Genomic DNA, 16,388 nt, shown 5'->3' on the forward strand with positions numbered 1-16,388 from the left:
TTTTTTAAGCAATTATTTTTGAATGGCTGAAACTTCTTCTTCCGTCACCGGCTTTTGCTGCTTATTCCCCCAAGAATTCATCACGTAATTCATTACTTCAGCTACTTCTTTATCAGATAAATCTAGCGAAAACATAACATTTTCAAAAGGTTTTCCATTTACGGTAATTTCTCCATTTAAGCCATATTTTACCGCGTGAATACTTTCTTCACGTTTTTCGGTTAACCAATTTGAATTTGCTAAAGGTGGATAAATTTTTGGTATCCCTTTTCCGTTAGCTAAATGACATTGTGCACATTTGTTAGTGTAGATTTTTTTGCCTTTCTCAAACGGATTTTTTTCAGTTGAAGAAACCGAATTATGCTCAGGATTTTTATAGTTTTCTTCCTTCTTTTCTTTACAAGCGAATGTAATTGTGACTAAAATTAGTAAAACTGAAATTCTAAATTTCATGAAAGTTTTTTTTCAAATATAATTAACGCCCAATAATAATTAAAGCACGTTTTTCCTTTTTCTGAAAACGAAACAATAAAAATGCACTTAAAACCAAACAAATCATAATCGTAATTGCCATCGGGACTAAACTTACGCCGGTAAATTTACTGATCACAAATGAAGCTAGAGCACCTAAAATCATTTTCATACTTCCTACTAAAGCTGACGCTCTTCCGGCTCTTTTTGTAAACGGATACAAGGATAGCGCGGTAGTGTTCGGGTTTTGAAAACCTAATAAAAAAAGCATAGAAAATAATAATCCCAATGTTATATAAAAATTTGAACTAAAAAAAGCATTCAACATAAATAAAGAACCAATAACCACTAAAATAACGCTTATAAATAAAGTGACTTTAAACGTTGTGTATCTTTTTAGAACAACTCTATTTAATTGACTACCAACAATTAAACCCGCTGCGTTCATCCCAAATAACCAACCAAATTGTGTTTCAGTTAAATTATAATTTTCCATAAACATTGTCGGTGCATTCGATATATAGGAAAATAAAGCACCAATGGTAAAACTTCCAGCTAATGAGAATGTAAGAAAAATTTTATCGGTTAAAATTCCATAATATTTTGAAGCTACTTTTTTAAATTTCAATTCTACACTTTTATCGGGATCTATACTTTCAGGTAAAAACTTAAATACGCTTATAAACATCATTGTGGCGAAAAAGGCTAAGATTACAAAAATTGCATGCCACGTAAAATAAGTAAGTACAATTCCGCCAATCGTAGGTGCAATAATTGGAGCGCCTCCCATAATTAGCATTAAAAATGAAATTGCCCGCGCCACTTCGTTAGTGGGAAAAACATCACGAACTACCGCTTTTGCAGCTACCATTCCTGCAGCAGCTCCCAAAGCGAGAAAAAATCGTGAAGCCACAAGCCATTCCAAATTAGGAGAATAAAAACAACTTACCGCTGAAATTATATAAATAACTAAGCCGATAAGGAGTGGTTTTTTTCTTCCGAATTTATCCATTATCGGACCGTAAATTAATTGCCCTAACCCGATCCCTATAAAATAACTAGTTAAAGAAAAACCGACTTCAGCTTTAGTAATTGAAAATTCTTTTGCAATGCTTTCAAAACTTGGCAAATACATATCAATAGAAAACGGACCTAAAGCAATTAAGGTTCCTAAAACCAATAAAATGATACGTTCTCGCTTTTTATTTCTTTGGCTAAAATCTTCTTGCATAATGCAAATTTCGAGCATTATAAATTCTTAGAAGCTTAGTTTGAATTGGTTTAACAAATAATTAATAACAACATTTTTAAAGAGAATTTTGTGAAGTTTATATTCTGAAAAAGTTAATAATTATTATATTCGCAATCCAAAATTCGGGATGTAGCTTAGTCCGGTTAAAGTGCGCGTCTGGGGGGCGCGAGATCGGAGGTTCGAATCCTCTCATCCCGACTTTACAGTTTTTCCTCTTCAGAAAAACAACCTCTAAACCTTTATTCACATTAAAAAGTTAATAATTGAAGGCTTATTTCCTTTAAAACCTTACAATTAAAAATTACTTTTGCACAAACTGAATTTAACCTTATTAAACTCATGCCAAATACAACACAATTAGAAGATTTCGTTACGCAAGTAAGAAGAGATATTCTCAGGCAAGTACACAAAGTAAATTCTGGACACCCTGGTGGTTCACTAGGTTGTGCCGAATTTTTTACCGCTCTCTATCAAGAAATTATGGACTATTCTAAAGATTTTGATATGGACGGCAAAAACGAAGATTTATTTTTCCTTTCTAACGGACATATTTCTCCTGTTTTTTATAGCGTTCTAGCACGTAGCGGATTCTTCCCTGTAGAAGAACTTCGCACATTTAGACATATCGATTCGCGTTTGCAAGGCCACCCAACAACGCACGAAGGTTTACCGGGAATTCGCGTAGCGTCAGGTTCGCTTGGTCAAGGAATGTCAGTTGCACTTGGCGCAGCACAAACCAAAAAACTAAATGGAGATAAACACTTAGTTTATTCCCTTCATGGCGATGGTGAATTACAAGAAGGTCAAAATTGGGAAGCCATTATGTATGCAGCGGCCCATAAAGTTGATAACATCATTTCTACGGTCGATTTAAACGGTCAGCAAATTGATGGTTCAACAAACGATGTCCTTGCGCTAGGAAATGTAAAAGATAAATTTTTAGCCTTTGGCTGGGAAGTTTTAGAAATTGAAAAAGGAAATAATCTCACTGAAGTTATCAAAGGCTTAAATGAAGCCAAAACAAAAACAGGAAAAGGAAAACCGGTTTGTATACTTTTAAAAACGGAGATGGGTAACGGTGTAGATTTTATGATGCACACGCACGCCTGGCACGGAAAAGCTCCAAGCGATGAACAATTAGAAATCGGTTTAAAGCAAAACCCTGAAACCTTAGGCGATTACTAGCACGAATTAAAAATTTCAGAAACAAAAAATGATGAAAAAATATATAGATACTGGTAAAAAAGATACACGTTCTGGTTTTGGCGCTGGTTTAACTGAACTTGGAAAGACTAATGAAAATGTAGTTGCCCTTTGTGCCGATCTTACCGGTTCCTTGAAAATGGATGATTTCAAAAAAAATCATCCCGAACGCTTTTTTCAAGTAGGAATTGCAGAAGCTAATATGATAGGAATGGCAGCCGGAATGACTATCGGTGGAAAAATTCCATTCACCGGAACTTTTGCAAATTTCTCTACCGGAAGAGTTTACGATCAAATTAGACAAAGCGTAGCTTATTCTGGTAAAAATGTAAAAATCTGTGCTTCTCACGCCGGCTTAACCTTAGGTGAAGACGGAGCGACACATCAGATTTTAGAAGATATTGGCTTGATGAAAATGTTACCGGGAATGACGGTAATTAATACTTGCGATTACAACCAAACCAAAGCAGCAACATTAGCCATCGCAGAACATGAAGGTCCTGTTTATTTACGCTTCGGAAGACCAAAAGTTGCAAATTTCACACCTGAAGATCAACAATTCGAAATCGGAAAAGCACTTCAGTTAACAGAAGGAAACGATGTAACTATCGTGGCGACCGGTCATTTAGTTTGGGAAGCGATTCAAGCTGCTGAACAATTAGAAGAAAAAGGAATTTCTGCTGAAGTGATAAATATTCACACCATAAAACCTTTAGACGACAAAGCTATTTTAAAATCTGTAGAAAAAACAGCTTGCATTGTTACCGCGGAAGAACATAATTTCTTAGGCGGTTTAGGAGAAAGCGTAGCACGCGTTTTAGCTGAAAATAAACCGACACCGCAAGAATTTGTAGCTACAAAAGATACGTTTGGCGAGAGTGGAACTCCTGACCAATTAATGGACAAATACGGATTAAACGCTTCAGCAATCGTAAAAGCTTCAGAAAAAGTAATAAAAAGAAAATAATCTTTTTTGATTGTTAATTATAAAAAAAGCCTTAGAAAATTCTAAGGCTTTTTATTTTAGTAAAAATTGAATTGATATTATCGTGTCAATTTTTTATACTTAATTCGTTTTGGCATTACATCACCACCAAGACGTTTCTTCTTATTTTCTTCATAATCAGAGAAACTTCCTTCAAAGAAATACACTTGAGAATCTCCTTCAAACGAAAGAATATGTGTACAAACTCGATCTAAAAACCAACGGTCGTGAGAAATAATTACGGCGCAACCGGCAAAATTTTCTAAACCTTCCTCTAACGCTCGAAGTGTATTTACATCTAAATCGTTCGTTGGCTCATCTAATAACAAAACATTTCCTTCCTCTTTTAAGGTCATCGCTAAATGAAGTCGGTTACGTTCACCACCAGAAAGCATATTTACTTTTTTGTTTTGTTCGCTTCCGCTGAAATTAAATCTGCTTAAATAAGCGCGAGAATTTACTTCTCGACCGCCCATCATAATAAGGTCTTGTTCATCGCTAAAATTTTGCCAAATCGTTTTTTCAGGATCAATATTACTATGACTCTGATCTACATAGGAAATTTTAGCGGTTTCCCCCACTTTAAATTCTCCTTTATCGGGTTCTTCTTCTCCCATGATCATTTTAAAAATGGTGGTTTTACCAGCGCCATTCGGACCGATAATTCCTACAATTCCTGCTTGCGGAAGTTGAAAGTTAAGATCTTCATACAATAATTTATCACCAAAAGCTTTGCTTACGCCTTTAGCATCGATCACATTGGTTCCTAAACGCGGACCGTTGGGAATATAAATTTCCAACTTCTCGTCCATTTGTTTCTGATCTTGACTTAATAATTTATCGTAATTTTTTAAACGAGCTTTTTGTTTGGTCTGTCTTCCTTTCGGATTCATTTTTGCCCATTCCAATTCTCGCTCTAATGATTTTTGACGCTTACTGGCTTGTTTTTGCTCTTGCGCCATTCGTTTAGATTTCTGATCTAACCAAGAAGAGTAATTTCCTTTCCATGGAATGCCTTCTCCTCTATCGAGTTCTAAAATCCATCCGGCAACATTATCTAAGAAATAACGGTCGTGCGTTACAGCGATTACGGTTCCTTTATATTGTTGTAAATGATGTTCTAACCAATGTACAGATTCTGCATCTAAATGGTTGGTTGGCTCATCGAGTAATAAAATATCGGGTTCTTGTAGAAGTAAACGACATAAAGCCACACGACGACGTTCACCACCCGAAAGTACGCTAATTTTTTTATCGGCTTCCGGCGTTCTTAACGCGTCCATTGCAATTTCTAATTTGGTATCGATTTCCCAAGCGTTTGAAGCGTCTATTTCATCTTGCAACTTCGCTTGCCGATCCATTAATTTTTGCATCTTATCGGCATCTTCGTAAACTTCAGGTAACCCAAATTGATCGTTTATAGAATTGTATTCATCTAAAACTTTCATCGTTTCAGCTACTCCTTCTTTTACAACTTCTAAAACTGTTTTTTCTTCATCGAGTTCGGGTTCTTGCTCTAACATTCCTACAGAATAACCTGGAGAAAAAACCACATCGCCTTGGTAGTTTTTTTCTTTTCCTGCGATAATGCGCATTAAGGTAGATTTACCTGAACCGTTGAGTCCTAGAATTCCAATTTTTGCTCCGTAAAAGAAGCTTAAATAAATATTTTTTAATACAGGAGTATTAGCGTTTTTATACGTTTTTGTAACTCCCGACATGGAAAATATTACTTTCTTATCGTCTGCCATTTTTTGTTTTTTTTGGCGTTTGCGATGCACCGCGCTATCCGTTATATCTGCCGATTTCCTATCGGCAGGATGCCACTACTATCGCTAACGCAATAATTACGTGTCAAATATCTTAAATCTAATTGATAAAAAGGAAAGAAATTTTAAGATTTATAAACCCCGAGCAATCTTGCAATAATTACTAATTGACCAGTATGATATGCATTATGTTCAATCACTAATAAAACTTCTCGAAGTAAGGTATGCTTATCGTTGGTTGGTACAGTCTCAGAAAGATTTTTATTTTCGTTACCTAAAAGCTGGGTTAACGCTTTTTGAGAGTTTTTAAACGTTTTTTGCAAGTTTTCCCATTCGGCTTTGCTTTGTGGTTTTTGCTGTTTTGGCCAATAATCCTTTGGCCATTTGGGCGCTTTATAATTTTTATTACAGCAATATGCTAAAATGTCGCTTTGTGCATAAACAATATGGTAAAATAATTCATAAAAAGAATAAGGCAAATTCTCAGGACGTTCACCTAACTTTTCATACGGAATTTTAGGTAATAGTTCATCTAAAGGTACAAATACTTCTCCGCCTTGCAAATGTTTTAGTAATTGTTCTCGCATTACACTCTTCCTTTTAACGCGTTAAAAACCCAAGCGATAGCAAAAAAACCAATCCCAACAGCTGCAAAACCATAACCCGCAATTTCCTTATAACGAAATGCTCCAAGCGCGATTAATCCTATCCCTACTAAAATCATAATAAATGTTGCCCAAGCCAATACTGTATTTTTATTCATTCCCATAATCAAATCATTTTATGCTATTTTTTTAAAACAAAATTTATTTTGAAGTTGCATAAATACAAATATCTTGCTTTTATACCAGTTTTTTAGTTATTAAAATTATAAGGTTTTTGTATTTTCGTTGAAAAATAAACCTGCGTGAAGGATTGAACGGCTTTTTTAAGCTCTTTTTATGACTGAAAGAAATAAAAAAGCGAGTAGTGAAAGCCTGACCCTGTAAGGGACACGCCCAAAATAAATTTAGTGTAAATGGATATAAAATTCAATAAAAACGAAGACCACAACAAACTTTTGGTTTCTGATTTAAACAGCAAACTGAAAAAAATTCACTTAGGTGGTGGTGAAAAACGTATTGAAAAACACCATGCAAAAGGAAAAATGACTGCTCGCGAGCGAATTGATTTCCTGTTAGACGAACCGAAAGATGCTATTGAAATTGGGGCATTTGCTGGCGATGGAATGTATGAAGAACATGGCGGTTGCCCAAGTGGCGGTGTGGTTGTGAAAATAGGAAAAGTTTCTGGAAAGCAAGTAATTGTAGTGGCTAACGATGCGACAGTAAAAGCCGGAGCTTGGTTTCCCATTACAGGAAAGAAAAACTTACGCGCACAAGAAATTTCGATTGAAAATAAATTGCCAATTATTTATTTAGTAGATAGCGCGGGTGTTTATTTACCAATGCAAGATGAAATTTTTCCTGATAAAGAACATTTTGGGCGAATTTTTAGAAATAATGCGGTCATGAGCAGTATGGGAATTACCCAAATTGCAGCCGTAATGGGAAGCTGCGTTGCCGGTGGTGCGTATTTACCAATTATGAGCGATGAAGCTTTAATTGTTGAAAAGACAGGAAGTATTTTCTTGGCGGGAAGTTATTTGGTAAAAGCTGCCATTGGTGAAAGTATCGATAATGAAAGCTTAGGCGGAGCAACGACGCATTGCGAAATTAGTGGCGTTACCGACTATAAAGCAAAAGATGATAAAGACGCGCTGACTAAAATTCAGAATATCATGGATAAAATCGGCGCTGCTGAAGATGCTGGTTTTAACCGAAAAAAAGCTGCGGAACCGAAATTAGATCCAGAAGAAATTTTTGGTCATTTACCGGCTAAACGAAGTGACCAATATGATATGATGGAAATTATTAACCGATTGGTTGATAATTCTGAATTTGAAGAATACAAAGCTGGTTACGGGCAAACCATTATTACTGGTTATGCCAGAATTGATGGTTGGGCTGTTGGAATTGTGGCTAATCAACGTAAAATTGTAAAAACTACAGCTTCAAAAACAAAACCTACAGAAATGCAATTTGGTGGCGTTATTTATTCTGATTCGGCTGATAAAGCAACGCGTTTTATTGCGAACTGTAATCAGAAGAAAATTCCGTTGGTATTTTTACAAGATGTTACCGGATTTATGGTGGGAAGCAAAAGTGAACATGGCGGAATTATTAAAGATGGCGCGAAAATGGTAAATGCGGTAAGCAATTCGGTTGTTCCAAAATTTACCGTTGTTGTAGGAAATTCTTATGGTGCCGGCAATTACGCGATGTGTGGAAAAGCTTACGATCCAAGATTAATTGTTGCTTGGCCAAGTGCAGAATTAGCAGTAATGAGCGGAAATTCTGCCGCTAAAGTTTTATTACAAATTGAAACCGCTTCATTAAAGAAAAAAGGCGAAGAAATTACAGAAGAAAAAGAAAAGGAACTTTACGATAAAATTAAAGCAGATTACGACAGACAGGTAAGTCCGTATTACGCGGCTTCTAGAATTTGGACTGATGCAGTAATTAATCCGTTAGATACCAGAAAGTGGATTTCTACCGGTATTGAAGCGGCTAACCACGCTCCTATCAAGAAAGATTTTAATTTAGGCGTTATTCAGACTTAATTGTGTTTATAATTGTTTTTCAACAAAAAGCCATTTTTTTAAATGGCTTTTTTAATATTAAAAAGTCTGTAGATATAAAACCAACCTATCACTTTTTTAGTATATTTTCTGTGGGATATAATTTTCTAGAGCTAAAGAAAAAATTAAATGGCATCATTACAAAATAATTTATATAATGTGGTTCAGCAACAACCGGAAATATGGAATTTTTTACAAGAACACGCAACTTTCGGTTACCTTTTATTTCAAAAAAATGAATTGCAAGATGCTTTTTTAAGCAATACGCTAAAAGTACACTTAGCAAAAGTAATTGATGATTTTGATGATTCTTTATTGGGTTTATATAGTTATACTTATTTAGAAGAAAACCAAACTATTGAAACTGAATTTTCATACTCCATTAAAGCTTTATGTTCAAAAACCGGAAAATTTCAGAAAATAGAAAGTAACAATTCTACCATAATACTTGTGGTTTTTCCACTAAGAGATATTACTATAATTGATTCTATTGTAGGAAAATATAGATTTTCATTAGAAGAAAAATTACGCATAAGCGAGTCGGCGTTTAAAAATAATTTTGAAAACGCTGCTATTGGTATGGCTATAATTACCCTAGACGGGAAATGGCACAAGGTAAATAACCGTATTTCGAGTATGTTGGGTTACACGAAAGAAGAACTTTCGAAATTAACATTTCAAGAGATAACCTTCCCAGAAGATTTAGAAAAAGATTTAGGTTTACTAAAAAAACTTACTAATGGCAACATTCCTTATTACCAAATGGAAAAGCGCTATTTTCATAAAAGCGGGAAAATTGTTTATGGAATTTTAGCGGTTTCAATGGTTCACGATGAAAAAGGGAATCCGTTATATTTTATCTCACAAGTAATCGATATTACAGCAAGTAGAGCGGCAGAAGAAAAAATCAAGAAATTATTACATACCTCTAGAGAGCAAAACGAACGCTTGCATAATTTTGCGCATATTGTAACCCATAATTTACGATCGCATTCCAGTAATTTCTCCATGTTATTAGAATTATACCAAACTGAAAATGAGGACAAAGAAGAAATTTTGAAGCTATTAATCATGGCTTCTGATAATTTAAAAGAAACAATTCATCATCTTACCGAAATTGTTAATTTGAATTCCAGCATTGAAGAAAAAATGGAAACCATTGACTTATATCCTGAAGTTGAAAAAGTGATCGAAAGTGTACATTCTTTAGCAGAAAAAGATGATGTTAACCTCATAAATGATATCCCAAAAGGTGTAAAAATTTTTGGCGTTCCTGCCTATTTAAATAGTATTTTCCTTAACTTTATCACCAACGGAATTAAATACTCTTCACCGGAAAGAGAAAGTTTTGTAAAAATCTCAGCCGAAAAACTACAAGATTATACTGAAATTTCTATTGCAGATAACGGTTTAGGAATTAATCTTGACAAACACGGAGATAAACTTTTTGGGATGTATAAAACATTTCATGACCATGAAGATTCTAGAGGAATTGGACTGTTTATCGCTAAAAATCAAATTGATGCGCTAAATGGAAAAGTTAAGGTAGAGAGTACAGAAAATAAAGGAACTACCTTTAAAATATACCTTAAAAATGAATAAAATAGATTTAGCTTGCATTATTGATGACGACCCGATTTTTGTGTTCGGATTAAAAAAAATAATGGAAGTCTCTAACTTTTGCGAAAGCATTCTCATCTTTAAAAACGGAGAAGATGCGTTAAGCAATCTTTCAGCAATTATAAATAAAGATGAAAAAATTCCCGATGTTATTTTACTGGACCTTAATATGCCAATTATGGATGGTTGGCAGTTTTTAGATGAATTTGTAAAAATTGAACCTTCGCAAAGAATCACCATCTATATAGTTTCCAGCTCCATCGATCCGCAAGATATTAATAAAGTACAGAAATATAAAAACATCAGAAATTATATCATTAAACCCGTTACCTTAGAAAGATTAACTGAAATTCTAAAAGAATACAGTAATTGATTAAAAAATTGAATTTTGGATTCTCATAAATAAAATTTATTTACAGAAATAATTTTTAACTATTATATGAAAAAGCTTCTCTTCATATTCTTTTCCTTTTCCATAATTTTTAGCACAAACGCCCAACTGCTAGGAAATAAAAAGGAATATACCAAAGCTGATACCTTACGCGGTTCTTTACGTCCGGAACGTACTAATTTCGATATGCTTAAATATGATTTAACCGTAAAAGTAAATCCCACAAAAAAATCGATTCAAGGTGTAAATAAAATTCAGTTTAAAACACTAAAAAAAACCGATAGAATGCAACTCGATCTATTTGAAAATATGCAAATAGATTCTATTATTTATCATCAAAAACATTTAAATTTTGCTAGAGAATTTAATGCGGTTTTTATCACTTTTCCCAAAGAATTATCGGCAAAAGATCGGGATAGTCTTTCGTTTTATTATTCAGGAAAACCCGTAATTGCTAAAAATCCACCTTGGGACGGCGGTTTTATTTTTACCAAAGATGATAACGGAAAAGATTGGGTAAGTGTTGCTGTACAAGGGACCGGCGCTAGTTTGTGGTATCCAAATAAAGATCACCAAAGTGACGAACCGGAAGAAGCCGAAATTCATATTATTGCGCCTTCAGAATTAATGGGCGTTTCCAACGGTAGATTTACCGGAAAAACTAAAATCGATGACAATTACACACAATGGAATTGGAAAGTTGTAAACCCGATAAATAATTACAATATAATTTTAAATGTTGGCGATTACGTTCATTTTTCAGATAAATATAAAGATTTAGAACTTCATTACTATGTTCTTTTCGGTCATAAAGAAAAAGCTGAAAAACAGTTTCAACAAGTAATCCCGATGATGGATTGTTTCTATGAAAAATTCGGTCCTTACCCTTTTAAAGAAGATACCTATAAATTAGTAGAAACGCCTTTTTTAGGAATGGAACACCAAAGCGCGGTAGCTTACGGAAATCACTTTAGCAACGGCTATTTAGGCAACGACTTATCGGGAACCGGAATTGGTTTAAAATGGGATTTTATCATTATTCACGAATCGGGTCACGAATGGTTTGGAAATAGTATTACCGCTTCAGATATCGCCGATATGTGGATTCACGAATCGTTTACCGCTTACGCGGAAGCAGTTTATATTGAGTGCCGCTGGGGAAAAGAAGATGCTCGAAAATATATTTCCGGTACGCGCAGAAGCGTTGCTAACCGAACTTCAATTATTGGCGATTACGGCGTAAATAGCGAAGGTTCTGGAGATATGTATTACAAAGGTGCAAATATGCTTCACACCATTCGCACGGTTTTGCAAAACGATGAATTATGGTGGAGATTATTAAAAGAATTTTCCTTAACATACAAGCATAAAATAATTGATACAGAAACGGTTATCGATTTTTTTGAAACGCGAACAAAAGAAGAATTAACCCCAATTTTTAATCAATATTTGCGCTACGCAGAACTTCCAAAACTGGTCTTTAAAACTGAAAAAAATTCAATATTTTATAAATGGGAAACTTCTGCTGAAAATTTTAATATGCCAATCGATATTTTTATTTCTGGAGAAAAAAGACGCATTTTCCCGACCTCAACGTGGAAAAAATTAGAAAAAGCTCAAAATTTAGAAAACATACAAGTAGATTTGAACAACTTTTATATAGAAGTTGAAAAATAAATTAAGTTGAAAGAAAAAATAATTTTTAAAGAAGTTCAAAACAGTTCTTGGCTAAAAATCCTTTTTTGGTTTCTTGCCATTGGTCATGCTGCCGTTGTACTAGTAAAGTGGGAAGAGTCGCTTCAATTTATTTTTTTAGGTTTAAGTTTATTGTTTGCTGTAATTGCAATTATATTTAGCAAATTAAGTTTAACCTTAACTACAAAAGAACTATTTGTAAGTTTTGGATTAAATGTTTTTAAACGAACTATTCCTGTAAAAGAAATAGATTTTTCAAGTGTAAAAATTGAAGACGCTCCACTACTATATGGAATCGGATTAAGAATTACGCCAAAAGGAAGACTTTACAATTTACGCCCCGGAAAGGCAATTTGGCTGAAATCCAATCAAAATAAAACAATTTTTGTAGTTACTGATAAAGCTGAAAAATGGAAAGAAGAAATTCTAAAATTACGCTAATCGAGCCTTTAGTGTATTTATACGATTTATTTTTCCGGTATGTGTTTCTTCAAACTTTTCAACAAAATAAATTTTCTTAGGTTGCTCGTATTTATCTAAGGTTTTTAAATTTTCTACCAGCGCTTTTACTTCAGCTAAAGCTTCTTCAGAAAAAGCAGCTTCAATAAAAAGAATTACTTTTTCACCCAGCGCATCGTCTGGCAACGAAGTAATAAAAAAACGCTGTAAAATTATTTTTTGAAGTTTTTTCTCTACTTGTTCCGGGTGAATTTTTATGCCGCCGGAATTAATAACATTATCATACCTTCCTTTTAAAATAAATTTTTTATAGGAAAGTAATTCAACTACATCATTGGTTACAATTGTCCCGTTAGAAATTTGCGGAGCTTTAATTACCAAGCAATTTCGTTTATCTACGCTTACGCTAATATTGGCTAAAACTTTAAAGGGAATAGGTCCTTTCTTCTTTTTATTTTTTTTAGAATTTACTTTTCGAGCAGCAATATGCGTAACCGTTTCGGTCATTCCATAGGTTTCGTAAATTTTGGTATTTATGCCCTGTACCAATTTTTTTAAATGAACGGAAACTGCACCACCGCCAACAATTAATTTTTTAATTAAATGTAATCGCGCTAATGAATTATCGAGTTGAAAAGGCGTCATCGCGCAGAAATCGTATCGTTTATACAACAAATCTAACGGATTTGATTTCGGTTGAACGCAATCGATATGCCAACCTAAAACCATCGCTCTTACCAACATCATTTTTCCAGCGATATAACTTACGGGTAAACAAAGTAAAGCGGTAGTTTCTTCGGGAAGTTTAAAGAATTTTCCGGTCGCCAAAGCACTATTTACCATATGCTGTTTTTCTATGGAAATTTCTTTTGGCGTTCCGGTAGAACCTGAAGTTTTTACAAAAATATGCGGTTCGGGTTTTAACCAATCGATTAAAAAATCACCTATTTCTTGTTCAAAAGGTTCCCCTTGCTCTTGAAATTTTTTGGCAATTTCTACCAAATCGAACGCGTCGGCTTGAATTTTATTCAGCTGAAAAGAAGGATGTATTTTTAAAACTTCAGTGTTAATTTTACTCATCATTATCAAATATCAGTAACTCGGTAAACCTTAGTGTTACTAAAATAATAAGATAATTTTAATTTTCGGCTTCTAATTGAGTTTCCGGTATATTTATTTTTCCGAAGAGTTTTTCTTTCCAATTTTTCCAACCGTAAACTTTCGCCATAATTAGTAGAAAAATAGGATATATAATTAAAACCGGAAAGAGCACATCTGCTCCTGCAGTGGGTTCAGAAATATCTTTTAAAATAGATTCAGATTGAAAGGCGGTCCAATCTGCGGTAACTAATAAAACCCCAATTAGGTTATTTCCAGCATGAAAACCGAGAGAAAGTTCCATTCCTTCATCCATTAAAGTCATTATTCCTAAAAATAAACCGGTACCTATGTAATATACCATAATTACATTTCCCATTTGGCCGACTTCAGGATTAAAAAAATGGAGTCCGCCGAAAATTAACGACGTCATAAGCAATGGAAACCATCGGTTTTTTGCCAATAAACCAAAGCCTTGCATTAAATAGCCTCTAAAAACATATTCTTCTAAACTGGTTTGAATAGGAACAAAAATAACCGCAATTACAAAAAGTATTAAAAAAGGAATAGGTTTAAAATTTAACTCGTAATGCGCCGGATTGGTTTGGTAATCAATAAATGTTACCACAATAGTAAAAATTGCAACTAAGCTAAAACCGAATAAAATTCGTTTCCAATCTACTCTTTTTCGCGTAGTAGTAACACTTTTAAATGATTGTTGATGCAAACCTCTTAACGCGCCAAAAAGTCCTAAAAAGCCTACCGCAAAAGAAAAAAGCATTAAAAAAGTAAGTAAATTAGGATCTAAAGAAGCCATCATTTGTTGACTGTCGCCGGCAAATGAATCAATTCCATTTTCCATAAGTAAAGCAATTAGCAATGGAATTTGACCAACTATTGAAGCAATAATTACTAAAAGTGAACCAATTAAATAACGCCAAAATTCGTGTGGAAAGCGATGCGCTTGAGCTATAAACATAAATTATTTAATAATTGAAGTATCCCAACTTTTAGTTGGATTATAGGTTAAAAATTCTTTTTTCACTTCTAACGGACTTGGAATATTATTGGTAAAAAGACTTCCGGTCCCTAAACCTTGAGGCATTGTGGTATTTTTCATAAAAGTCCATTGTGCAATTGCATTTAAACCAATATTGCTTTCTAACGCACTTGTAATCCACCAGCCAATGTTGTGTTTTTCTGCCAAATTAATCCATTCTTGTGTTCCTTGAAAACCGCCTACCAAACTTGGTTTTAAAATAATATATTGCGGTTGTATAGTTTGTAACAATTCTTCTTTTTTTGTTACAGAAAAAACACCAATTAATTCTTCATCGAGCGCAATTGGTAATGGCGTTTGCTTACAGAGTTTTTGCATTTCTAAAAATTGACCTTGCCGGATAGGTTGCTCGATACTATGTAAATTTAATTTACTGAGTTTTTTGAGTTTTTCTAATGCTTCGGAATGATGAAAAGCACCGTTTGCATCGACTCGTAATTCTATTTGTTCTGCTGAAAATTCTTTTCTGATATACGATAAAAGTGCCAATTCGGTTTCAAAATCTATCGCGCCTATTTTTAATTTTATGCAGGAAAAACCGTGTTCGATTTTTTCAACTATTTGCGATTTCATAAATGATTTCTCGCCCATCCAAATTAAACCGTTAATAGGTATTTTGCCACTTCCTTTCGTGAATTCCGAAGGGAATAATTCAAATTTATTTTCAGCTTTTAGCGACTGAAGTGCCATTTCTAAGCCAAATTGAATGGATGGAAATTCTTCTAATTCTTCTAATAAAACCGCTTTTTCTAATTGAATATTTTCACAAAGCCATTGCAATTTTTCTTCATAATCAGGTCGATCATCTATACTTAAGCCTCGTAGGATTCCACATTCACCAATCCCCGTTTTTGAATTTTCTTCTAAAATTAAAAACCAGGTTTCTTTGGTATGAAGAACGCCCCGCGAAGTTCCGCTGGGGCGTTTAAAGTTTAAAATATATTTTTTATAACTTGCTTTTATCATATAGTTATGCTTTCGCCGATAGGTAGCAAAATTAACTCTTTCTTTTTCATTTTAAACTTTTCGACGGCAAGTTTATGGTCAATTTCAATATAACCGAATGTATCGTAATGACAGCCTAAAATTTTATCACATTCAATATAATCGCTGGCTACAATAGCATCGTCTACGCCCATTGTAAAGTTATCGCCAATTGGTAAAATGGCTAAATCTAATTTTGTACGCATCGGGATAAGTTTCATATCCATAGTTAACGCGGTATCTCCAGCAATGTAAATATTTTTATCGTCTAAAGATTCTATCACAAAACCGCCCGGTTGACCGCCATAACTTCCATCAGGAAAAGAACTGGTATGAATTGCATTTACGTATTTTACTTTTCCGAAGTCAAATTTCCACGCACCGCCGTGATTCATCGGGTGAACCTCGAAACCTTTTTCTTCATAATAATTGGCGATTTCAAAATTACTTACGATTACCGCTCCGGTATTTTTTGCGATTGCTTCAACATCTAAAATATGATCTTGATGCGCGTGCGTTACCAAAATGTAGTCGGCTTTCAGGTTTTTTATGTCAATTTTATCTTTAGATAAATCGTTTCCGGTAATAAATGGATCTACAATAAGATGTTTACCGGCGACTTCGATTCCAAGAGAATTTTGTCCGTAAAATGATATTTTCATAAGTAAAAGAATTAATTTTTCTTGAAATTAATAAAAGATTCAGTATTGCTAAACACCTT

The 16,388-nt window shown here is 34.0% G+C and carries 16 protein-coding genes and 1 tRNA gene; 8 read left to right on the plus strand and 9 right to left on the minus strand.

What is annotated here, in order from left to right:
• Positions 1-12 precede the first annotated feature (12 nt).
• On the minus strand, positions 13-453 hold the full coding sequence (locus ACFFGL_RS14615) for a c-type cytochrome (protein WP_309727791.1): 441 nt from the start codon (positions 451-453) through the stop codon (positions 13-15).
• 22 nt (positions 454-475) lie between these two features.
• Positions 476-1,720, minus strand: a complete 1,245-nt coding sequence (locus tag ACFFGL_RS14620; protein WP_309727792.1) for a multidrug effflux MFS transporter — start codon at positions 1,718-1,720, stop codon at positions 476-478.
• 126 nt (positions 1,721-1,846) lie between these two features.
• On the opposite strand from ACFFGL_RS14620, the gene ACFFGL_RS14625 reads away from it, so the two are divergent.
• From ACFFGL_RS14625 to ACFFGL_RS14635, 3 genes are all read left to right on the plus strand, one after another.
• Positions 1,847-1,921, plus strand: a tRNA-Pro gene (locus tag ACFFGL_RS14625).
• A gap of 141 nt (positions 1,922-2,062) precedes the next feature.
• Positions 2,063-2,908, plus strand: a complete 846-nt coding sequence (locus ACFFGL_RS14630) for a transketolase (RefSeq protein ID WP_309727793.1) — start codon at positions 2,063-2,065, stop codon at positions 2,906-2,908.
• A 31-nt stretch (positions 2,909-2,939) separates the two neighbouring features.
• Positions 2,940-3,893, plus strand: a complete 954-nt coding sequence (locus ACFFGL_RS14635) for a transketolase family protein (RefSeq protein WP_309727794.1) — start codon at positions 2,940-2,942, stop codon at positions 3,891-3,893.
• 77 nt (positions 3,894-3,970) lie between these two features.
• On the opposite strand, the gene ettA is transcribed toward ACFFGL_RS14635, so the two are convergent.
• The 3 genes from ettA to ACFFGL_RS14650 all read right to left on the minus strand — a co-directional run bounded on the left by ettA (position 3,971) and on the right by ACFFGL_RS14650 (position 6,443).
• Positions 3,971-5,662, minus strand: coding sequence for an energy-dependent translational throttle protein EttA (gene ettA / locus ACFFGL_RS14640; protein WP_309727795.1), 1,692 nt, complete (start codon positions 5,660-5,662; stop codon positions 3,971-3,973).
• A 143-nt stretch (positions 5,663-5,805) separates the two neighbouring features.
• Positions 5,806-6,267 carry a DinB family protein gene (locus tag ACFFGL_RS14645; protein WP_309727796.1) on the minus strand — a complete coding sequence of 154 codons (462 nt, stop codon included), beginning with the start codon at positions 6,265-6,267 and terminating at the stop codon, positions 5,806-5,808.
• Positions 6,267-6,443 carry a CAL67264 family membrane protein gene (locus ACFFGL_RS14650; RefSeq protein ID WP_309727841.1) on the minus strand — a complete coding sequence of 59 codons (177 nt, stop codon included), beginning with the start codon at positions 6,441-6,443 and terminating at the stop codon, positions 6,267-6,269. The genes ACFFGL_RS14645 and ACFFGL_RS14650 overlap by 1 nt, the downstream gene beginning before the upstream one ends.
• A 255-nt stretch (positions 6,444-6,698) precedes the next feature.
• On the opposite strand from ACFFGL_RS14650, the gene ACFFGL_RS14655 reads away from it, so the two are divergent.
• From ACFFGL_RS14655 to ACFFGL_RS14675, 5 genes are all read left to right on the plus strand, one after another.
• Entirely contained in the window at positions 6,699-8,342 is a 1,644-nt protein-coding gene (locus ACFFGL_RS14655) for an acyl-CoA carboxylase subunit beta (RefSeq protein WP_309727797.1), read from the plus strand.
• 147 nt (positions 8,343-8,489) lie between these two features.
• Positions 8,490-9,962 carry a sensor histidine kinase gene (locus ACFFGL_RS14660; protein ID WP_309727798.1) on the plus strand — a complete coding sequence of 491 codons (1,473 nt, stop codon included), beginning with the start codon at positions 8,490-8,492 and terminating at the stop codon, positions 9,960-9,962.
• Complete coding sequence (locus ACFFGL_RS14665) at positions 9,955-10,353, plus strand: response regulator (RefSeq protein WP_309727799.1); 399 nt, start codon at positions 9,955-9,957, stop codon at positions 10,351-10,353. The genes ACFFGL_RS14660 and ACFFGL_RS14665 overlap by 8 nt, the downstream gene beginning before the upstream one ends.
• A gap of 66 nt (positions 10,354-10,419) precedes the next feature.
• Complete coding sequence (locus ACFFGL_RS14670; protein WP_309727800.1) at positions 10,420-12,048, plus strand: M1 family metallopeptidase; 1,629 nt, start codon at positions 10,420-10,422, stop codon at positions 12,046-12,048.
• Positions 12,049-12,054: 6 nt separating this feature from the next.
• Positions 12,055-12,507: a hypothetical protein gene (locus ACFFGL_RS14675; protein ID WP_309727801.1), complete on the plus strand. Its 453-nt coding sequence runs from the start codon at positions 12,055-12,057 to the stop codon at positions 12,505-12,507.
• On the opposite strand, the gene ACFFGL_RS14680 is transcribed toward ACFFGL_RS14675, so the two are convergent.
• The 4 genes from ACFFGL_RS14680 to ACFFGL_RS14695 are packed head-to-tail and all read right to left on the minus strand — an operon-like array spanning position 12,499 to position 16,329.
• Positions 12,499-13,608: an AMP-binding protein gene (locus tag ACFFGL_RS14680; RefSeq protein WP_374708753.1), complete on the minus strand. Its 1,110-nt coding sequence runs from the start codon at positions 13,606-13,608 to the stop codon at positions 12,499-12,501. The genes ACFFGL_RS14675 and ACFFGL_RS14680 overlap by 9 nt on opposite strands.
• 55 nt (positions 13,609-13,663) lie before the next feature.
• Positions 13,664-14,602, minus strand: coding sequence for a CPBP family intramembrane glutamic endopeptidase (locus ACFFGL_RS14685; protein ID WP_309727803.1), 939 nt, complete (start codon positions 14,600-14,602; stop codon positions 13,664-13,666).
• 3 nt (positions 14,603-14,605) lie between these two features.
• Complete coding sequence (locus ACFFGL_RS14690) at positions 14,606-15,646, minus strand: o-succinylbenzoate synthase (protein ID WP_309727842.1); 1,041 nt, start codon at positions 15,644-15,646, stop codon at positions 14,606-14,608.
• On the minus strand, positions 15,646-16,329 hold the full coding sequence (locus tag ACFFGL_RS14695) for a metal-dependent hydrolase (protein WP_309727804.1): 684 nt from the start codon (positions 16,327-16,329) through the stop codon (positions 15,646-15,648). Before ACFFGL_RS14695 ends, ACFFGL_RS14690 begins: the two co-directional genes overlap by 1 nt.
• Between the last annotated feature and the right edge of the window lie 59 nt (positions 16,330-16,388).

This window comes from Mesonia maritima, from assembly GCF_042433895.1.
Lineage (GTDB): Bacteria > Bacteroidota > Bacteroidia > Flavobacteriales > Flavobacteriaceae > Mesonia > Mesonia maritima.

What these genes read in the sequence shown, in the direction of transcription:
- ACFFGL_RS14670 (WP_309727800.1), top strand. Translation starts at nt 10,420, where the DNA reads ATGAAAAAGCTTCTCTTCATATTCTTTTCCTTTTCCATAATTTTTAGC.
- ACFFGL_RS14685 (WP_309727803.1), bottom strand. Translation starts at nt 14,602, where the DNA reads ATGTTTATAGCTCAAGCGCATCGCTTTCCACACGAATTTTGGCGTTAT.
- ACFFGL_RS14615 (WP_309727791.1), bottom strand. Translation starts at nt 453, where the DNA reads ATGAAATTTAGAATTTCAGTTTTACTAATTTTAGTCACAATTACATTC.
- ACFFGL_RS14665 (WP_309727799.1), top strand. Translation starts at nt 9,955, where the DNA reads ATGAATAAAATAGATTTAGCTTGCATTATTGATGACGACCCGATTTTT.
- ACFFGL_RS14630 (WP_309727793.1), top strand. Translation starts at nt 2,063, where the DNA reads ATGCCAAATACAACACAATTAGAAGATTTCGTTACGCAAGTAAGAAGA.
- ACFFGL_RS14620 (WP_309727792.1), bottom strand. Translation starts at nt 1,720, where the DNA reads ATGCTCGAAATTTGCATTATGCAAGAAGATTTTAGCCAAAGAAATAAA.
- ACFFGL_RS14695 (WP_309727804.1), bottom strand. Translation starts at nt 16,329, where the DNA reads ATGAAAATATCATTTTACGGACAAAATTCTCTTGGAATCGAAGTCGCC.
- ACFFGL_RS14650 (WP_309727841.1), bottom strand. Translation starts at nt 6,443, where the DNA reads ATGAATAAAAATACAGTATTGGCTTGGGCAACATTTATTATGATTTTA.
- ACFFGL_RS14655 (WP_309727797.1), top strand. Translation starts at nt 6,699, where the DNA reads ATGGATATAAAATTCAATAAAAACGAAGACCACAACAAACTTTTGGTT.
- ACFFGL_RS14635 (WP_309727794.1), top strand. Translation starts at nt 2,940, where the DNA reads ATGAAAAAATATATAGATACTGGTAAAAAAGATACACGTTCTGGTTTT.
- ACFFGL_RS14645 (WP_309727796.1), bottom strand. Translation starts at nt 6,267, where the DNA reads ATGCGAGAACAATTACTAAAACATTTGCAAGGCGGAGAAGTATTTGTA.
- ettA (WP_309727795.1), bottom strand. Translation starts at nt 5,662, where the DNA reads ATGGCAGACGATAAGAAAGTAATATTTTCCATGTCGGGAGTTACAAAA.
- ACFFGL_RS14660 (WP_309727798.1), top strand. Translation starts at nt 8,490, where the DNA reads ATGGCATCATTACAAAATAATTTATATAATGTGGTTCAGCAACAACCG.
- ACFFGL_RS14680 (WP_374708753.1), bottom strand. Translation starts at nt 13,608, where the DNA reads ATGATGAGTAAAATTAACACTGAAGTTTTAAAAATACATCCTTCTTTT.